General features: G+C 37.5%; 15 protein-coding genes. 12 read left to right on the forward strand and 3 right to left on the reverse strand.

What is annotated here, in order from left to right:
• Positions 1 to 67 precede the first annotated feature (67 nt).
• The gene (locus tag RMB03_RS10485) at positions 68 to 961 is read left to right on the forward strand and encodes a LysR family transcriptional regulator (protein WP_311075929.1); all 894 of its coding nucleotides are present in this window, start codon (positions 68 to 70) and stop codon (positions 959 to 961) included.
• A gap of 368 nt (positions 962 to 1329) precedes the next feature.
• Here RMB03_RS10485 and RMB03_RS10490 read toward each other — a convergent pair whose 3' ends face one another.
• Entirely contained in the window at positions 1330 to 1650 is a 321-nt protein-coding gene (locus tag RMB03_RS10490; protein ID WP_005046848.1) for a pyrimidine/purine nucleoside phosphorylase, read from the reverse strand.
• Between the two features lie 600 nt (positions 1651 to 2250).
• Between RMB03_RS10490 and RMB03_RS10495 the strand changes: the two genes are divergently transcribed.
• From RMB03_RS10495 to RMB03_RS10545, 11 genes are all read left to right on the forward strand, one after another.
• Entirely contained in the window at positions 2251 to 3147 is an 897-nt protein-coding gene (locus RMB03_RS10495; RefSeq protein WP_311075931.1) for a LysR family transcriptional regulator, read from the forward strand.
• 202 nt (positions 3148 to 3349) lie between these two features.
• Positions 3350 to 4438 carry an LLM class flavin-dependent oxidoreductase gene (locus RMB03_RS10500; protein WP_013197709.1) on the forward strand — a complete coding sequence of 363 codons (1089 nt, stop codon included), beginning with the start codon at positions 3350 to 3352 and terminating at the stop codon, positions 4436 to 4438.
• 17 nt (positions 4439 to 4455) lie between these two features.
• Positions 4456 to 5448: an ABC transporter substrate-binding protein gene (locus tag RMB03_RS10505; protein WP_311075932.1), complete on the forward strand. Its 993-nt coding sequence runs from the start codon at positions 4456 to 4458 to the stop codon at positions 5446 to 5448.
• Between the two features lie 2 nt (positions 5449 to 5450).
• The gene (locus RMB03_RS10510) at positions 5451 to 6014 is read left to right on the forward strand and encodes a cysteine dioxygenase (RefSeq protein ID WP_311075933.1); all 564 of its coding nucleotides are present in this window, start codon (positions 5451 to 5453) and stop codon (positions 6012 to 6014) included.
• Position 6015: 1 nt separating this feature from the next.
• A complete protein-coding gene (locus tag RMB03_RS10515; protein WP_311075934.1) occupies positions 6016 to 7605 on the forward strand; it encodes a rhodanese-like domain-containing protein in 1590 nt (529 codons plus the stop codon).
• Positions 7606 to 7928: 323 nt separating this feature from the next.
• On the forward strand, positions 7929 to 9086 hold the full coding sequence (locus RMB03_RS10520) for an AMP-binding protein (RefSeq protein WP_311075935.1): 1158 nt from the start codon (positions 7929 to 7931) through the stop codon (positions 9084 to 9086).
• Between the two features lie 11 nt (positions 9087 to 9097).
• Positions 9098 to 9889 carry an ABC transporter ATP-binding protein gene (locus RMB03_RS10525; protein WP_311075936.1) on the forward strand — a complete coding sequence of 264 codons (792 nt, stop codon included), beginning with the start codon at positions 9098 to 9100 and terminating at the stop codon, positions 9887 to 9889.
• Between the two features lie 41 nt (positions 9890 to 9930).
• A complete protein-coding gene (locus tag RMB03_RS10530; RefSeq protein WP_198080051.1) occupies positions 9931 to 10812 on the forward strand; it encodes a branched-chain amino acid ABC transporter permease in 882 nt (293 codons plus the stop codon).
• 3 nt (positions 10813 to 10815) lie between these two features.
• Positions 10816 to 11886: a branched-chain amino acid ABC transporter permease gene (locus tag RMB03_RS10535; RefSeq protein WP_311075938.1), complete on the forward strand. Its 1071-nt coding sequence runs from the start codon at positions 10816 to 10818 to the stop codon at positions 11884 to 11886.
• Positions 11887 to 11929: 43 nt separating this feature from the next.
• A complete protein-coding gene (locus RMB03_RS10540; RefSeq protein WP_005305859.1) occupies positions 11930 to 13327 on the forward strand; it encodes an ABC transporter substrate-binding protein in 1398 nt (465 codons plus the stop codon).
• A gap of 17 nt (positions 13328 to 13344) precedes the next feature.
• A complete protein-coding gene (locus RMB03_RS10545; RefSeq protein WP_013197716.1) occupies positions 13345 to 14124 on the forward strand; it encodes an ABC transporter ATP-binding protein in 780 nt (259 codons plus the stop codon).
• A 65-nt stretch (positions 14125 to 14189) separates the two neighbouring features.
• Here RMB03_RS10545 and RMB03_RS10550 read toward each other — a convergent pair whose 3' ends face one another.
• Positions 14190 to 15266 carry a sigma-54 dependent transcriptional regulator gene (locus RMB03_RS10550; protein WP_311075942.1) on the reverse strand — a complete coding sequence of 359 codons (1077 nt, stop codon included), beginning with the start codon at positions 15264 to 15266 and terminating at the stop codon, positions 14190 to 14192.
• 94 nt (positions 15267 to 15360) lie between these two features.
• Positions 15361 to 16557 carry an acyl-CoA dehydrogenase family protein gene (locus RMB03_RS10555; protein ID WP_311075944.1) on the reverse strand — a complete coding sequence of 399 codons (1197 nt, stop codon included), beginning with the start codon at positions 16555 to 16557 and terminating at the stop codon, positions 15361 to 15363.
• Positions 16558 to 16575 lie beyond the last annotated feature (18 nt).

A 16575-nucleotide genomic window follows, 5' to 3' on the forward strand; every position in this document is an offset into this window, starting at 1 on the left:
TTTAATAAACAGGATACAATATAGACAAAATTCAATGAACTGATGAATTAATCAGCATAATAAGTCTATGACAAAAGCAAATTTTGATGAGCTATGGGCATTTGTTGTTATTGCTGGAGAAAAGAGTTTTCGACGCTCAGCTGCTAAATTAAATGTGACGCCATCTTCATTAAGTCACTCTATGAAGGCCCTAGAGACGAGACTAGGCGTTAGACTTTTAAACCGATCAACCCGAAGTGTTTCTTTAACAGAAGCTGGTAGTCATTTACTCAATAAAATCTCCCCAGCCTATAACGATATCATTTCGGGAATAGAGAGCTTAAATGATTTTCGTACTAGCCCTCAGGGCATTGTGAAAATTAATGCTCCAAGATCAGCCCTGACATTATTTTTTCTTCCACACCTTAAAGCCTTAAGTGAACTATATCCGAATATTACTTTTGAAATTACGGCGAACGAGGAATTTATCGACATCATCCATAATGGCTTTGATGTTGGAATCCGGCTGGGGGAGAGTATTCAGGAAGATATGAAAGCTATTCCTATCTCTAAGAACCTCAAACTGGCAATTGTTGCAAGCCCAGCTTATTTTATAAAGTATCCTAAACCAGTATCTCCTAAAGATTTGCTAGATCATAACTGTATTGGTTGGCGTCAGATAAACAGCCAGACTCTATATAATTGGCCTTTCGAAAAAGGAAATAAAAAGCTTAATTTGGCCGTTAAAAGTACGCTCATTCTAGATGATGCTGATTTAATGATAAGAGCTGCTTTGGATGGGCTTGGTGTTGCATTTTCATTGGAAGAGCAAGTATTGCCATATATTCAATCTGGGCAATTGGAGAGTGTTTTGGATGACTGGTGTGGGAGCTTCGCTGGATTTTATTTATATTATCCAAGTCATCGGAACCATTCAGCTGCTTTAAAAGCTGTAATTGATTATTTTATTAAGCGAATTTGATCAGAATGCTAATATCATTTAAAGCTAATTTTTGATTTCTAAATTAACCAACTTAATGAAGCCATAGCTTGGATACGGTCATCGAATAAGTCCATATTGATATCTATTCTATTGTCTCGGTCAGCTATTAATAAAAAATCTTTGTTGTATCAACTTCCGGCCTGGTAAATAAATAATCAATCACTGAATTACTGGCCAAGTTCTAAATGTTGATGGTGGTGAAAGCTTACTAGAGAACAATTATAAAAGATCTAAGTTGATGGAACCTTAAATTTCATTAGATATCGTCTAATTTTGAGGAAGAATGAAAATTTTCATAGGAACAATATATCGTTTACTATGATAAAAATAACTTTTTTAATTCTAACTCACTCTAAATGGCAGACATAATCAATCACTTCATTTGTCATAATTTTAAATTTACTATTTTCAGGAACATTAAAAGATTCACCGCTAGAATAAATTGTAGCTTCTGGTTCATCGCCAATTTGAACAGTGCATTTCCCAGAAATAATTTCGATGCGCTCTGGCACATGAGTTTTAAATGTTAAAGCCTTATCTGATGGAAGAATAACTCCAAGAGTCTTTTTTGTTCCATCAGCTAGTTCAATTACATGACTAATAGAATGCCCCTCATAGTAGACATTAGCTTTTTTTGTTATAGAAACAGAATCAAATTGATTTGGCATTTCTTGTATCTCTTTATTGTACTAAATATTATTAAGATAATAATAAAAGTTCCTCTGAATCTTCAAGCTATAAAATTACATTTTAGATAAGCAATAAAAGTAACTTTTCTCTCAAGTAGATCACTAACGAGAAATTAGTAAATATCAATTAAATGATTCAAAAATAAAAAGCCCAAGGTGAGAGCTTTCTAATCTATGAAATACCTTTAGGGTCTTGATCAAAAGGTAAGCTAAATAAGGCAATTGCACGCAAGATAAACTGATGACTAAAGTCTGGTTGGTAGATTTAATACTACCTGAGCATCCTCAATAACATCTAAGCGTAGAATTATCTAGCGTAGTTTTTATATATAAATAAGGTCAGAAAAGATGAAATATTTGTCTTTTTCTAATTTTTAGAAAACTTATCTAGAGTATAAAAGTATATAAAAAATAAGATTTTGAAAAATATAAAATTATAGTTATGAGCATAGGTAGAGATAAGTTGAGCTAAAAACATTACTGATATGAAATAAAATGAATAGTAAACTACTGGTTATTCCATAAAAAAACATCATAATTGGATATAACCTTTATTTATAAATCTTGTCCTAAGCTATTATGAAAATTGAAGATATTGAAGCTTTTGTTTGTTTTGTCAATGTTCAATCTACCAGTCTGGCTGCCCAGCAATTAGGTATTTCACAACCTGCTATTACTAGAAGGATCCAAAATCTAGAATCAGATTTGGGATTACAACTTTTTGACCGTAATACACGCCCTCTAAAATTGACTCAGCTAGGATTTCAAATTTTTGAGCAGTGCGCACAGGTTACTGCTGAAATAGATGCATTAGGGCAACTAGTTAACAGCTATAAATTATCGACCCAAAACTTACGGATTGGTATTGCGACAAGTCTATCAGACACGATCTTGTCAGGTATTTTAGAAGACTTAAAGCAAAGTTATCCAACATTAAACTTAGAAATTAGCACAGGTTGGGGTATCGATTTATTAGATAAATTTAAGGAAAAAAAGCTAGATTGCATTTTTTCAACAACAGCTCAAACTTATGGGCAGAATGACCAGAAAAACATGGAAATTTTAGGTCAGTTACAAATTGTGCCGACTGTTTCTAAAAAATTAAAAAAGATGTCCGTTCAGCATCTTGCCGATTGTCAGTCTTTAGGATGGATTCTTAATACTGAAGGGTGCGGTTTTCGCCAATATCTTGTATCGGAGTACCATAAATTGAATCAGTTACCTAATATAAAAATTGAGGTTACAGGAACCAATTTGCAGATGAATTTATTGGCTCAAGGTCTTGGAGTAGGATTATTACCTAAAGAAGTTTTTGAAAAGAGTATTTATGCTGCTCAACTTACCTCAATCGAACTTACTGACTTCAATTTATCAGTGCAACTTTTTTATATGATTCAACCCGATTTGAATGAAGTCTATCAATCAATTTGCCAGGAGATGAGCCGTAAAGTACAGAGCATACTAGGATGGGGATGAAATAAAATATCAAGAAATTTTATTGAGCATAATCAATATAAAAAGCATTAGTTGAAGATAACGCTTTCGTTGACGTCCGCAATGTTTTGAGCCTCACTCATTCTGTTAGTATTCTATATTTTAATATTATTATATATTTAATATTTGTTTTTAACATATTAAGACCTGCCGTATCCTTATAAAAAATACATCGGATTTAAATATGGCAATTCAAATTTTAGGAATGATCTGGCACCGTGAGGCATCTGAAATTATTCCAGCGACAAAAACTTTTGATAAAAATTATATTGTCAAAATTGCTCAGGCACATGAACAGGCAGGGTTTGACCGTATTCTATGTGGCTATTGGTCCGATCAGGCTGATGGTTTTTTAGTGACAGCCTATGCTGCTGCACATACTTCTAAAATAAAATTTTTACTAGCACATCGTCCGGGTTTTGTTTCTCCAACATTGGCAGCCCGTAAATTGGCAACCTTGGATCAGCTGACGGATGGACGTTTAGCACTACATGTTATTTCTGGCGGGAGTGATATTGATCAGAAAAAAGATGGAGATTTTTTAAATAAACAAGAGCGCTATGCACGTAGTGCTGAGTTCATCGAAGTTGTACAAAAAACATGGTATAGCCAAGAACCTTTTAGCTATGAAGGTGATTATTACCATGTAGTAGATGCTTATTCTGAAATTAAACCACTCCAAACACACTTACCAATTTATTTTGGCGGTTCTTCCATAGAAGCTTTACAAGTTGCCGCAAAACAGGTTGATATTTTTGCACTTTGGGGAGAGCCTCTAGCGGGGGCCCAAGAGCAGGTTGAAACACTAAATCAGTTGGCAGCACAACATGAGCGCCAACTTGATTACAACATTTCATTTCGTCCAATTATTGCTGATAGTGAGTCCAGAGCTTGGGAAAAAGCGCAAGAAATTTATCAATTATCTAAAAAGCAATTAGAAAATTTTGGCTTGCAAGCTGCCAGAAAAAAACCACAAAGTACGGGTGGGCAACGTTTACTTGCAGCAGCTGGTCAAGGCGAACGTTTAGATACCAATTTATGGACTGGTATTACTTCTTTAGTTCAAGGCAGTTATAACTCCACGGCATTAGTGGGTACCCCAGAACAAGTTGCAGAGTCTATTTTGCAATATTACAAACTCGGCATTCATAGCGTATTGATACGTGGGTTTGATCCTGTTCAGGACGCAATTGATTATGGTCGAGAGCTATTGCCCCAAATCCGTGAAAAAACAGAAAAATATGATCAACAGCAACAGCTGATTTCGGCCTAATCAGAAAGGAAATAATAATGAATCACTATAGCAAAATTTTATTGGGTGTTTTTACAACAGCAATTTTAGTCGGTTGTACAAAAAAAGAGGCTTCACCTGAACATGCTCAGGCATCTGAAGTCAAAGCAAATAAGGGGCAGGTTGTGCTCAATATTGGTGATCAAAAAGGCAATATGCGTGCACAGCTTGAAGCATCTGGTGCTTTAAAAAATGTCTCATATAAAATCAATTGGTATGAATTTCCAGCTGCTGCACCAGTTGCAGAAGCATTAAAAGTAGATGCGATTGATATTGGTTACTTGGGTGATGCACCGTTTATTTTTGCCAATTCTAATGGGGGAACAGCCAAGGCTATTGCCGTTTATAAAGCAGATCCATATCCAGTTGCTATTTTAGTGCCGCAGAATAGTCCAATTAAGTCTGCCAAAGATTTAAAGGGTAAAAGTTTAGCATTTAATAAAGGCTCAATTAGTCATCTTTTAACTTTAAAGGCCCTAGAACAACAAGGTCTAAAGCCTGAAGATGTGACGTTTAAATTTTTACCGCCTGCCGATGGAAAATTAGCTGTTGCCAATGGTTCAGTGGATGCTTGGGTGGTATGGGATCCATATACGGCATATGCTGAGCTTAAGGATCATTTTCGGGTTGTGGTTAATGGTCGTGGTTTGTATTCAGGTTATACCTTTTTAGCAGCCACGGATAAATCTTTAAAGGATCAGAACAAACGTGTGGCAATTCAAGATTTCATCTATCGTTTAAAAGAGTCGCAAGCTTGGGCAGGACAACACGGGGATGAGTTTGGTAAAGCTTATGCCAAAATAACTGGACTACCAGAGGATGTGGGAATCAAAGCTTTTAAACGTCGTAATGCCTCGTGGGAGCCGATCGATAATGAAGTGATCAAAGTTTCTCAAGGAACAGCCGATTTTTATACCAAATATAAGCTGATTGATAAAAAGTTTGATGTGACATCTTCATTTGATACTGGTTTTAAAGTGGAGCAAAAATAAAGATGAGTCAGTTGCAACAAGTACTCCAGCCGTTGATTGAAAGAATTGAATATGGAATTTCACAGCAATTAGAAGATGTTGATCTCATACAATCTTTTATTCCAGAGTTTCGTAGATTGCTGCATTTAAATGATTGGTTGCCAAGCTCTTATCGGCAACCGAATCCTGAACGCTATCAACAGTTTTTATTATATCGCGATCCGGAAGATCATTTTTCAATTGTCAGTTTTGTATGGGATAAGGGACAAACTACACCAATCCATAATCATGAAGTTTGGGGAGTCGTTGGTGTCCTGCAAGGTGAAGAAATCTCACAGCGTTACCAAAGAAATGCATTAGGGCATTTTGAGATCACAGGTGAACCAGATCATTTAAAAGTTGGCGAAATTGATTTTTTTACTCCAGCCTTGGGTGATGTGCATCAAGTGAGTAATGCGCTGTCCGATCAGGTTTCTATTAGCATTCACATTTATGGTGCAGATATTGGCAAAGTAGAACGCTATACCTTTGCTTTAGATGGCACAGCAAAGCGTTTTATTTCAGGTTATTCAAATCAGGAACATTAATATGACAACCAATATTCAAACTTATCAAGATATCCGCAAAAAGCTATTGGCTGGTCAAGAAATCGCACTAATTGATGTACGTGAAGAAGATCCATATGCTCAAGGTCATCCTTTGTTTGCTGCCAATATTTCTCTTTCCAAATTTGAAGTAGAAATTCTCAATCGAATACCTCGTCTGTCTACTGATATTGTTATTTATGACAATGGTGAGGGTTTGGCAGAACGTGTCTATCAACAGTTACAAGCATTGGGCTATCAGCAGATTTCATTATTGGATGGTGGTTTACAAGGCTGGAAAGATGCAGGCGGTGAAATTTTTATTGATGTCAATTCAGCAAGTAAAGCCTTTGGTGAATTTGTTGAACATTATAAAGGGACGCCGTCACTGTCAGCTCAAGAAGTCAAAAAATTAATTGATGATCAGGAAAACATTGTCATTCTGGACGCTCGTCGTTTTGATGAATATCAAACCATGAGTATTCCGGGCGGTATCAGCGTACCTGGTGCTGAATTGGTACTTCATGCTAAAAATATTGTTAAAGATGAAAATACTAAAATTATTGTGAATTGTGCGGGGCGTACACGTAGTTTAATTGGTACACAGTCATTGATTAATGCCAAGATTGGACATGAAGTCTATGCTTTACGTAATGGTACGATTGGTTGGACATTGGCGCAGCAACAATTAGCTTTAGGACAACACCAACAATATACTAATTTTGCTAATAAAAATAATCCATCAGGCATATTAGAGAATACCAAACAATTAACACAGCAGGCTGGTGTAAAAACGATTAGTTTGGAACAACTACAACTGTTCCAACAACAGAGTGAACGCACCACCTATGTTTTTGATGTACGATCAGAAGAAGAGTATATACAAGCGCATTTACCCAATAGCCGTTGGATTGGTGGTGGGCAACTAGTTCAGGAAACTGACCATTATGCGAGTGTACGCGGTGCCAGAATTGTACTCATTGATGATCAACTCGTCCGTGCTTATATGACTGCATCTTGGTTAGCGCAAATGAATTGGGATGTCTACGTACTCGATGCGGATTTTCAGACAATATTTACCGAGCAAGGAGGGTGGAAACCAGTTGTTCCGTTGTTGCATATAAAACATCGGATTACACCTGAACAATTGCAAGCATGGTTAGATGACCGTGAAGAAGTCACTATTCTGGATTTTACAACTAGTGCAAACTATCAAAAAGGGCATATTCCTACTGCTCAATGGGTCTTAAAAGCAGATATTGAACGACTGTTTAATGAGAAAAAAATTCCAACAAATCATAAAATTGTTGTGACTTGTGGTACTAGTCTGTTAGCACAATATGCAGTATCTGTTCTTCAAGCCAAAATTTCAGAAAATGTTTATGTCTTGGAAGGGGGGAATCAGGCATGGGCAAAAACTTTTGTTTTTGAAACTGATAAACATGTGTACTTATCTCCCCGTATAGATCGGTATAAACGCCCTTATGAAGGAACGGATAATTCTATCCAAGCTATGCAAGACTATTTAGAGTGGGAATATGGATTAGTTGCCCAACTCAATACAGATGGTACACATGGTTTCTTTGTAGTTTAGTTAAATATTTAACTAAGATATTGATAAAAACATAATAGCTCTTTTAAAGCGAAGAAGAGCTATTATGAAAATCAAAAGTATTAATCAAAACTTGTTCTTGAGATTTCTCTAAAAAAGTCTTTTTGAATCCAAGTAATAACTGTTGCCTGAAAAACAGTTATTCAACAATAAACTATCACTTTTATGCACAGATAGAGAAAGATATTTTCATAAGCTATTGAAAGTAATTATAAAAATATTTGGCATGTAAATTGAAATATAACAGTAATATTTTTTTTATCTCATCGTTTAACAATCGACGTTATGAGGGGGGTATTGCAAAAATGTCAGATTATTCGCAAAGTCTTATTTCACTGTTGGCATACCACGCAATAGCACGTCCAGATGCAATTGCATTAAGACATAAAAAGCTAGGTCTGTGGCGGCACTGGTCATGGAAAAATTTACTAGAACTTAGCGAAAGATACGCGTCTGCGCTTTATGAGTATGGTTTTCAAAACAAGCAAACTTTTCTTATTGTCAGTGCTCCGAATATTGATGTAGTTGCTATAAGTCTGGCTATACAGGCTTTAGGTGGCGAAGTTCAATTGATTGACCAAAGTGTTGATACATTAAAAACAGAAGACTTTTTACGACACCTTGCGATTTTAAAGCCAGATTATATTCTCGTAGAAGAGCTAGAGCAGCTTGTTTCAATTGAGACATTACGTTATCACCCAATTTATATTTTTTATATTGAACAAAGCAAATTAAGTACATTTGAATATGACTATGTTGTAGCTGTCGATAAGTTATTAAAAAATTCCAACGAGAAATATCGTATTGATTTTAAAACGAGTCAGCTCGAACCTGCACAAATTGCTTTTAGCTTTGAACGGATTGAATCTAATCAACGACTGAGAGTGCAATATTCTCATCAAGATTTGATTGCAGAAGCCAAACGTTTAGTTCAAAACCACCACCTAGATCATCATGAGGAAGCATTTGTTACGCGTGCTTTTTCAAGTGTTGGGCACATTCGTTATCTATGGTCATCATGGTTACTTGCAGGTTTTAACTTAAATATTCCTGAGACCTTAAATACTCGCGATCAGGATAGACAGATTATTTCGCCAACATTGATTTTAGGGACCAATCAAACCTATGCCCGTGTTGAGCAGTTAATTTATAACCGCTTACCAAGTGATAAATGGCTTGCCAAACATTACTGGCACGCACTTCAAAAACAGAAAAATGAAGAAAAATTATCTTTGATTGATAAGTTGAGCTTTGCCTTATTTAAGCAAGTCATTTTAGAAGAGTTGGGTTTTTCACATCTTAAAGTGGCTTTAACAGTGGGGCAGCCTGTAACGCTTGCAACACGAAATTTTTATCAAAGTTTAGGTGTGAATTTACACGAATGGGGAGAATATGCCGAATGGCAAAGTACCCAATTGGACAATTCGCAGCTTCATTCTTTGCCCATAACAACAATAAATTAAGAGGGGAATATATGTCAGTATCCTCTGTGGTATTGCTAGAACTTAAGGCGATTGATTTATCTTTTGGCTCTTTACAAGTGCTCAAGCAACTTAGCTTAGAGGTGAGAAAAGGAGAGATTTATTCTTTAATTGGTCCCAATGGGGCCGGCAAAAGTTCTGTAATTAATATTATTAATGGCATTTATCAGCCGCAATCTGGTCAGATCATTTTTGCTGGTCAGGTTTTGCATAACTATAAGGCAAAGCATGCACCCTATTTAGGAATTGCGCGCACCTTTCAAAATTTAGCACTCTTCAAGCAAATGTCGGTATTGGACAATGTCTTAACTGGACGAGTATTAAAAAGTCGTCACTCATTATTAGGTGCATTATTGTCTTTACCAAGCACTCAAAAAAATGATGATTTACAGCGTTTTAAAGCTGAAGAAATTTTAAAACTGTTGAATCTACAAGAATACCGAGACCAATTGGTTAGCTCGCTGTCTTATGGTTTGCAAAAACGTGTGGAGTTGGCAAGAGCATTGGCAGCAGAACCTCAGTTTCTGCTTTTAGACGAGCCAATGGCTGGAATGAACCATGCTGAAAAACGAAGTATTGCCAAGTTTATTCAAAAGATAAATCAACAGTTGGATATAACCATTTTCATGATTGAGCATGATTTAGCTGTCGTTATGGATATTTCCAACCATATTGTGGTGCTGGACTATGGCAAAAAGATTGCAGAAGGCACTCCACAACAAATTCAAGAACATCCCGAAGTGTTGAGCGCATATTTAGGGATTCAAGCGCTTGAAGCACATTGAGCATATACAAATAAATTAAAAAATAAGAGGTTAGTTTTTATATGTCATTTTTTCTAGAAGTCTTGCTAGGGGGTACATTGGCAGGTGTCATGTATTCCTTAGTTGCCATTGGGTTTGTTTTAATTTATCGGGCATCGGGTGTTTTTAATTTTGCACAAGGTTCTTTGGTTTTATTTTCAGCCTTAACTTTTGTCAATTTAACTGAACGTGGCATTCCGTTTGTGGTGGCTTTTATTGTCACGCTATTTGTCATTTTTGTGCTGGTGTTATTGATTGATGCATTGATTTTAAAACATTTAATTAATCGCTCTGTCATTACATTGTTCATGGCAACTCTGGGCTTGAGTTATGTCATTGAGGGTTTAGCTCAAACTGTATGGGGAACACAGGTTCATGGATTAGATCTGGGAATTTCTGATGCACCCATCAATTTCTTTGGCATCATGCTGAGCAAGTTTGATCTGTTCGCAACAGGTATTGCTGGAACATTGGTCATTATTTTATCTCTTTTATTTAGTAAAACTCGCTTTGGCATTTCACTACGTGCAGTTGCTGATGATCCTTTAGCCGCACAATCTGTGGGGATCCGTTTAAATCATATCTGGATATTAGTCTGGACAGTGGCAGGGTTTGTTGCATTAGTCGCTGGTTTGTTGTGGGGCGCACGTTTAGGTGTTCAATTCTCGCTTTCATTGGTGGTACTAAAGGCATTACCTGTACTGATTATTGGTGGTTTTACTTCGATTGCAGGTGCGATTTTAGCGGGCTTGATTGTGGGAGCAACCGAGAAACTAGCGGAGATTTATTTAGGTGGCATTATTGGCTCTGGAATTGAAAACTGGTTTCCATATGTGTTGGCGATTCTCTTTTTATTGGTATACCCAACTGGTCTGTTTGGTCAGAAACAAGTGACGAGGGTATAAGCCATGTTTTTATTTAGCCAAACAAGACAATATGTACAGCAATATAAAGATGAGAAACGCATTTTCCGTCTAAAAGAGCATCGTATTTTATTTATTTTTGCACTGTTGATTGCCTTTCTTTTCGTTCCATTTGTTGGGCCAGATTACTTATTTAATGCCATTTTAGTCCCTTTTCTAGTTTTGGCACTTGCCGGATTGGGACTCAATATTCTGACAGGTTATACCGGACAACTTTCATTAGGTGCCGCAGCTTTTATGGCAGTGGGTGCGTTTGCAACATACAACCTAGAGCTGCGAATTCCTCAGTTGCCATTACTGGTCAGTATTTTTTTTGGCGGTGTAATTGCTGCTTTAACTGGGGTTGTGGTTGCTCTGCCAAGTCTTCGAATTAAAGGCTTTTATTTAATTGTTTCCACCTTGGCTGCACAGTTTTTTATACCGTGGTTATTCACACAGTATGGCTGGTTTACTAATAATAATGCTTCGGGAGTGATTACTGCTCCTCGTATGGAAATATTGGGTTATCCCATAAATAGCCCAGTCGGGCACTATTTATTAACCTTAAGTATTGTTGTGGTTCTCACCGTTTTGGCTCGCAACCTGATCAATAGTCAATATGGTCGTAATTTTCGTGCTGTACGAGATATGGAAACTGCGGCAATCACCATCGGCATTCCAGTGAGCCAGACTAAATTACTGGCGTTTGCGATCAGTTCATTTTATCTCGGTATTGCGGGGGCACTTTGGGCTTTTGCTTATCTTGGAACCATTGAAGCAGATGGGTTAGATCTTAATCGATCATTTCAAATTCTATTCATCATCATTATTGGTGGTTTAGGCAGCCTAACCGGCAGCTTTTTGGGCGCCGCATTTATTGTGCTGTTGCCTATTTTATTGAGTGTTTTGGGGCAAGCTGTTTTTGGACAGGCTATCGATCAAGCACTACTACAGAATCTACAAAAAATTATTTTCGGGGCTTTGATCATTTACTTCTTGATCAAGGAACCAGAAGGATTAAGCCGTTTACTACGTAATTTGTATCAGAGATTAAGAAAATGGCCATTACGTTACTAATTGTTTTAACAACACTTTTGTCTGTTTATTTAGAGATTAATTTATGAAGTTATTTAAATCCTTGTGGTTTTGGCTGGTGGTTATTGCCATCGCTTTAGTCGCTATTGTGTTTGTCACGAAAAAAGACAAACAAAATCCACCTGAGCAAAAACAACAAGCCGCAACTGAGCAGCAAACACAATTGTCGGATAAAAATGCCCAGTATTTCCCGTTACAGAGTTATCGGGTTGGCCCTTATGCTGCTGGGGGAACGGGCTTTTTCGGGGGCTTTATTGACTACATGAAAGCCGTCAATGCCAAAGGTGGTGTGAATGGCGTGAAGCTGGTGTGGTCTGAGTGTGAAACTGAGTACGTAGTAGAAAAAGGGGTAGAATGCTATGAGCGTTTGAAAAATGGTTTAAATGGAGCGCCTGCTGCTGCAACCAACCCTTTATCTGTCGGTATCGCTTATGCAACTTTGGAGCGTTCTACAAAAGATAAATTACCGTTGATTACTATTAATCATGGGCGTACAGATTCTACGGATGGCCGTGTTTTTCCATACGTGTTTCCATTGCAGCTCAATCCATATAGTGAAGTATCTGCAATTATTAATTATTTAGGTCAGCAAAGTGGTGGCTTGGAAAAACTAAAAGGTAAAAAAATCGTGGTTCTATATCACGGTTCTCCTTACGGGAAAGAAACTATTCCAGTCATTGAGATTTTATCGAAAAAATATGGCTTTGAAGTAACCAACATTGAAGTACCACATCCCGGTAATGAACAACAATCTCAATGGTTGAATATTAGACGGATTCAACCGGATTGGGTCATTCTTCGTGGTTGGGGTGTAATGAATCCTGTTGCATTAAAAACTGCACAGAAAGTGGGTTACCCAACCAATAAAATTATTGGAAATATCTGGTCAAACTCAGAAGAAGATGCTGCACCAGCAGGTGCTGCGGCAAATGGTTTTATTTCAATTACGACTCATCCATCAGGAACGAATTTCCCTGTATTACAAGAGATTAAACAACTTGTTGTTGATAAAGGCCAGTCAGATCTTGCCGATAAAAATCGTTTCGGTACGGTTTACTATAACCTAGGTGTGGTCAACGGTATTTTGAATGTAGAAGCAGTACGCGTGGCACAAAATAAATTTGGTAAACGTCCGCTTACTGGTGAAGAGGTTCGTTGGGGCTTTGAACATATCAACTTAACTGAAGCACGTCTAAAAGAACTTGGTGCATATGGTTTGGTACAGCCTTTAAAACTATCGTGCCAAGACCATGAAGGCGGTGGTGCGGTACGTTTCCAACAATGGGATGGCAAAGAGTGGAAAGTAATTAGTGATTGGGTACAAGCAGATCGCAGCTTATTACGTCCGATTATTGAACAATCTTCAGAAAAATATGCCAAAGAGCAAGGCATAAAAATTCGAGATTGCGCAACTGAAGAATAAGATCAGGAGATGACCGCATGTCTAAATCATTAAACAGTATCAAACCTGAAAGTAGTGAACCATTGTTAAATGTCGATGATATTGAAGTCGTATATGACCAGAGTATTTTGGCAGTTAAACGGGTGAGTTTAACTGTTCCTTCTGGTTCTATTGTTGCATTGCTTGGTGCTAATGGAGCTGGTAAGAGTACAACTCTGAAAGCAATATCACAGCTGATTTTTGCTGAAAATGGGCAAATTCACCGTGGCAAAATTGAATATCAGGGTGAATCCATACTTGGGAAAAATCCAAGTGATATTGTCAAAAAAGGTTTGGTGCAAGTCCTTGAAGGACGTCATTGTTTTACACATTTGACTGTTGATGAAAATTTACGAACAGGCGGTTTTATTTCACATCATTCGGGTGCCAAGCTTTCGACTGCATTAGAAAAAGTTTATCAATATTTTCCAAGACTTGCTGAAAAGAAGCAGACATTGGCTGGTTATCTTTCCGGTGGTGAGCAGCAAATGCTTGCCATTGGTCGGGCATTGATGACAGAGCCAAAGTTGGTTTTATTAGATGAACCTTCAATGGGGTTAGCTCCTAAGATTAGTTATGAAATTTTTGAATTAATTAAGTCGCTCTCTGAAGAGCAAGGTGTGAGTTTTTTAGTTGCTGAACAAAATATTCGTTTGGCACTTGGCTACACCAATTATGCTTATGTCATCGAAAGTGGAGAAGTCAAAGTTTCTGGACAGACTCAAGTTCTTTATGAAACCGGACAAATTCAAAAAGCATATTTAGGAGAGATTGCTTAGCTTTTAATAACCAGTCATCAATCAAATGATTGATGACTGGCTTGATATTGATAGATAAAAATAATTTATTCGCCGCGTTTATTTACAACCAACTCACCTAAATCAATAAGTCGAGAACGAATGACATTACGACTTAAACCTAGCATTTGTGCAGTTTTAACTTGATTTTGATGGCAATAATGATAGGCGATTCGTAATAATTGCTCTTCAAATTGTGCATAAACTTGTCCATCATTTTGCTGAAATAGCTGATGAAAAACTTCTTTTAATTTAGGATTTATGACGGGTTCACTGGCTTTTTTTTCTTGAAGCTTATTTGGGTTCAATTGAGTGGGTGGTTGAATTAATGTGAGATCATGACTTTCAATAATGCCATTTTGGCAAATTAATAGCGCATGGTGGATCATGTTTTCTAATTCACGAATATTACCGGGCCACCAGTAATTGCTGATTTTTTCTTTTGCAGCGTTGGAAAAATCGGCTTTGTCATAACCAAGTTGGGCATGATATTTATCAATAAAGTGATAGGCGAGAGGTAGAATATCTCCTTTTCGTTCACGTAAAGGTTTAATGTTTAAGGTAACCACATTTAGACGGTAATATAAGTCTTCGCGAAACTGATCGCTAAGAATGGCTTGTTCTAAATTTACATTTGTTGCTGCGAGTACTCGTACATTTACAGGAATACTTTTACGAGAGCCCAAACGAACTACTTCACGTTCTTGTAATAGTCTTAAAAGTTTAACCTGAATCCGTTTAGATAAATCCCCAATTTCATCAAGTAATAATGTCCCACCGTTTGCAGCCTCGAACCATCCGGCATTGCTCGATAATGCCCCTGTAAAGGCACCTTTTTCATGACCGAAGAGTTCGCTTTCAACAAGGGTCTCCGAAAAAGCTCCACAGTTTACAGCAATAAACGGTTTATTACGCCGTTTACTGTGGTTATGAATTTGCCTGGCAATGAGCTCTTTACCTGTACCTGTTTCCCCATGAATTAATACACTCGCTTCGCTAGGTGCAATCTGCTTGATATATTCAAGCAATTTTTTGGATTCTGGGTCGTTAAATACCTGTGCCGTGGCTTTATGTGAGTCAGTGCGCTGGGTAATTTCAGGTAGCGTAACAATATTATGCCGCATCTAATATAGGTCTCTCATTTATATCAAATCGTTTCTGTCGGTGGGAGTTCGATGCATATCGGTTATATTCCTAAGTATTCAGTTGTCGATGATGTTATGAATAGAATGATGCTTTGGGATAAAGATCATTTAGAGTCCAAATTCCTAAATCTTGCAGCTTATATTCCACTGGGTCATGTAAAGTTTGTGTTCGTACATTGCGCCAGAATCGGTCAAATCGTAATGATGCCTGAGTTGCTCTGGCTCCTGTCACCTCAAAAATACGATTGGTAATATCTAGACTTGTTCGTGTTGCTGCTACTTTTGCTGTTGCTACTGCAATAGCAACCTCACCACGTTGTTGTTCTGTCAGGTTTTCGGCAATGTCCCATGCTTCTTGTAATTTGGTAATCGCATTTTTGTTTAACAGGCGTAAGGCTTCTAGCTCTAACCAGAATTCCCCATAGTGTCGCAAGATGTAAGGGTCTTGGCCTGCATGTTCCACACCAGATAAAAACCATGCACGTGATTCAGTTTTTGTATAACGTTTGGCTTCAAGCATTGCACCTTCAGAAACGCCCAAGAACATATTCACAAAAACCAATTGTGCAATTAAAGGTCTTAACGTTGAAAATGGTGTACTTAGTGGCCCTGGGTCAAGCAACATATCTTTTATTTCAACACGAACCCGTTCGAAAATGGAACTACCACTGTCTGTTTGACGTTGTCCAATATTATCCCAGTCATGGTACAACGTAATTCCTGAGCGTGAAGTTGGTACCGCTGCAATTAAAAGATTTCCAGTTTTTTCATCTACTCCTGATGCAATAAGCATTTCTGAGTCAAGCGCACCCGAGCAAAAACTTTTTTTTCCGGAGAATTCGTACCAGTCATCTTGAGTTTTTACGACGGTACGTTTGTCGAGTGGGTTTAATGCATTTCCCCAAAACCACGATTTTTCAGCCGTGAGTTGGTACCAACGCTGCCATTGCTGTGAATTACCAAATAAGCGAACCGTTGCTAATAGCAAATGATGAAAACCAAAAACATGGGCGAGTGAGCTATCAGCCTGAGCAAAGATTTTGACAACATTAAAGATGTCTTGCCACTGACCGGACAAGCCACCAAATTGCTCTGGAATAGATAAAGAAAGAAGACCACTTTGACGAATTAAATCCCGTTCATATTTAGGAGTACCACCAACTTTATCTCGTTCTATAGCAGTTTGCGCAAACTGCTGAGCCAGAGACTGTGCAACAGGAATAACATCAGAAAGACTACGAATACTATGGTTCTGATTAAAAACGTTCATACTTGCCTTATCCTTTAT

Origin of the sequence: Acinetobacter sp. V91_7, from assembly GCF_031799075.1 — a bacterium.
Classification (GTDB): domain Bacteria; phylum Pseudomonadota; class Gammaproteobacteria; order Pseudomonadales; family Moraxellaceae; genus Acinetobacter; species Acinetobacter calcoaceticus.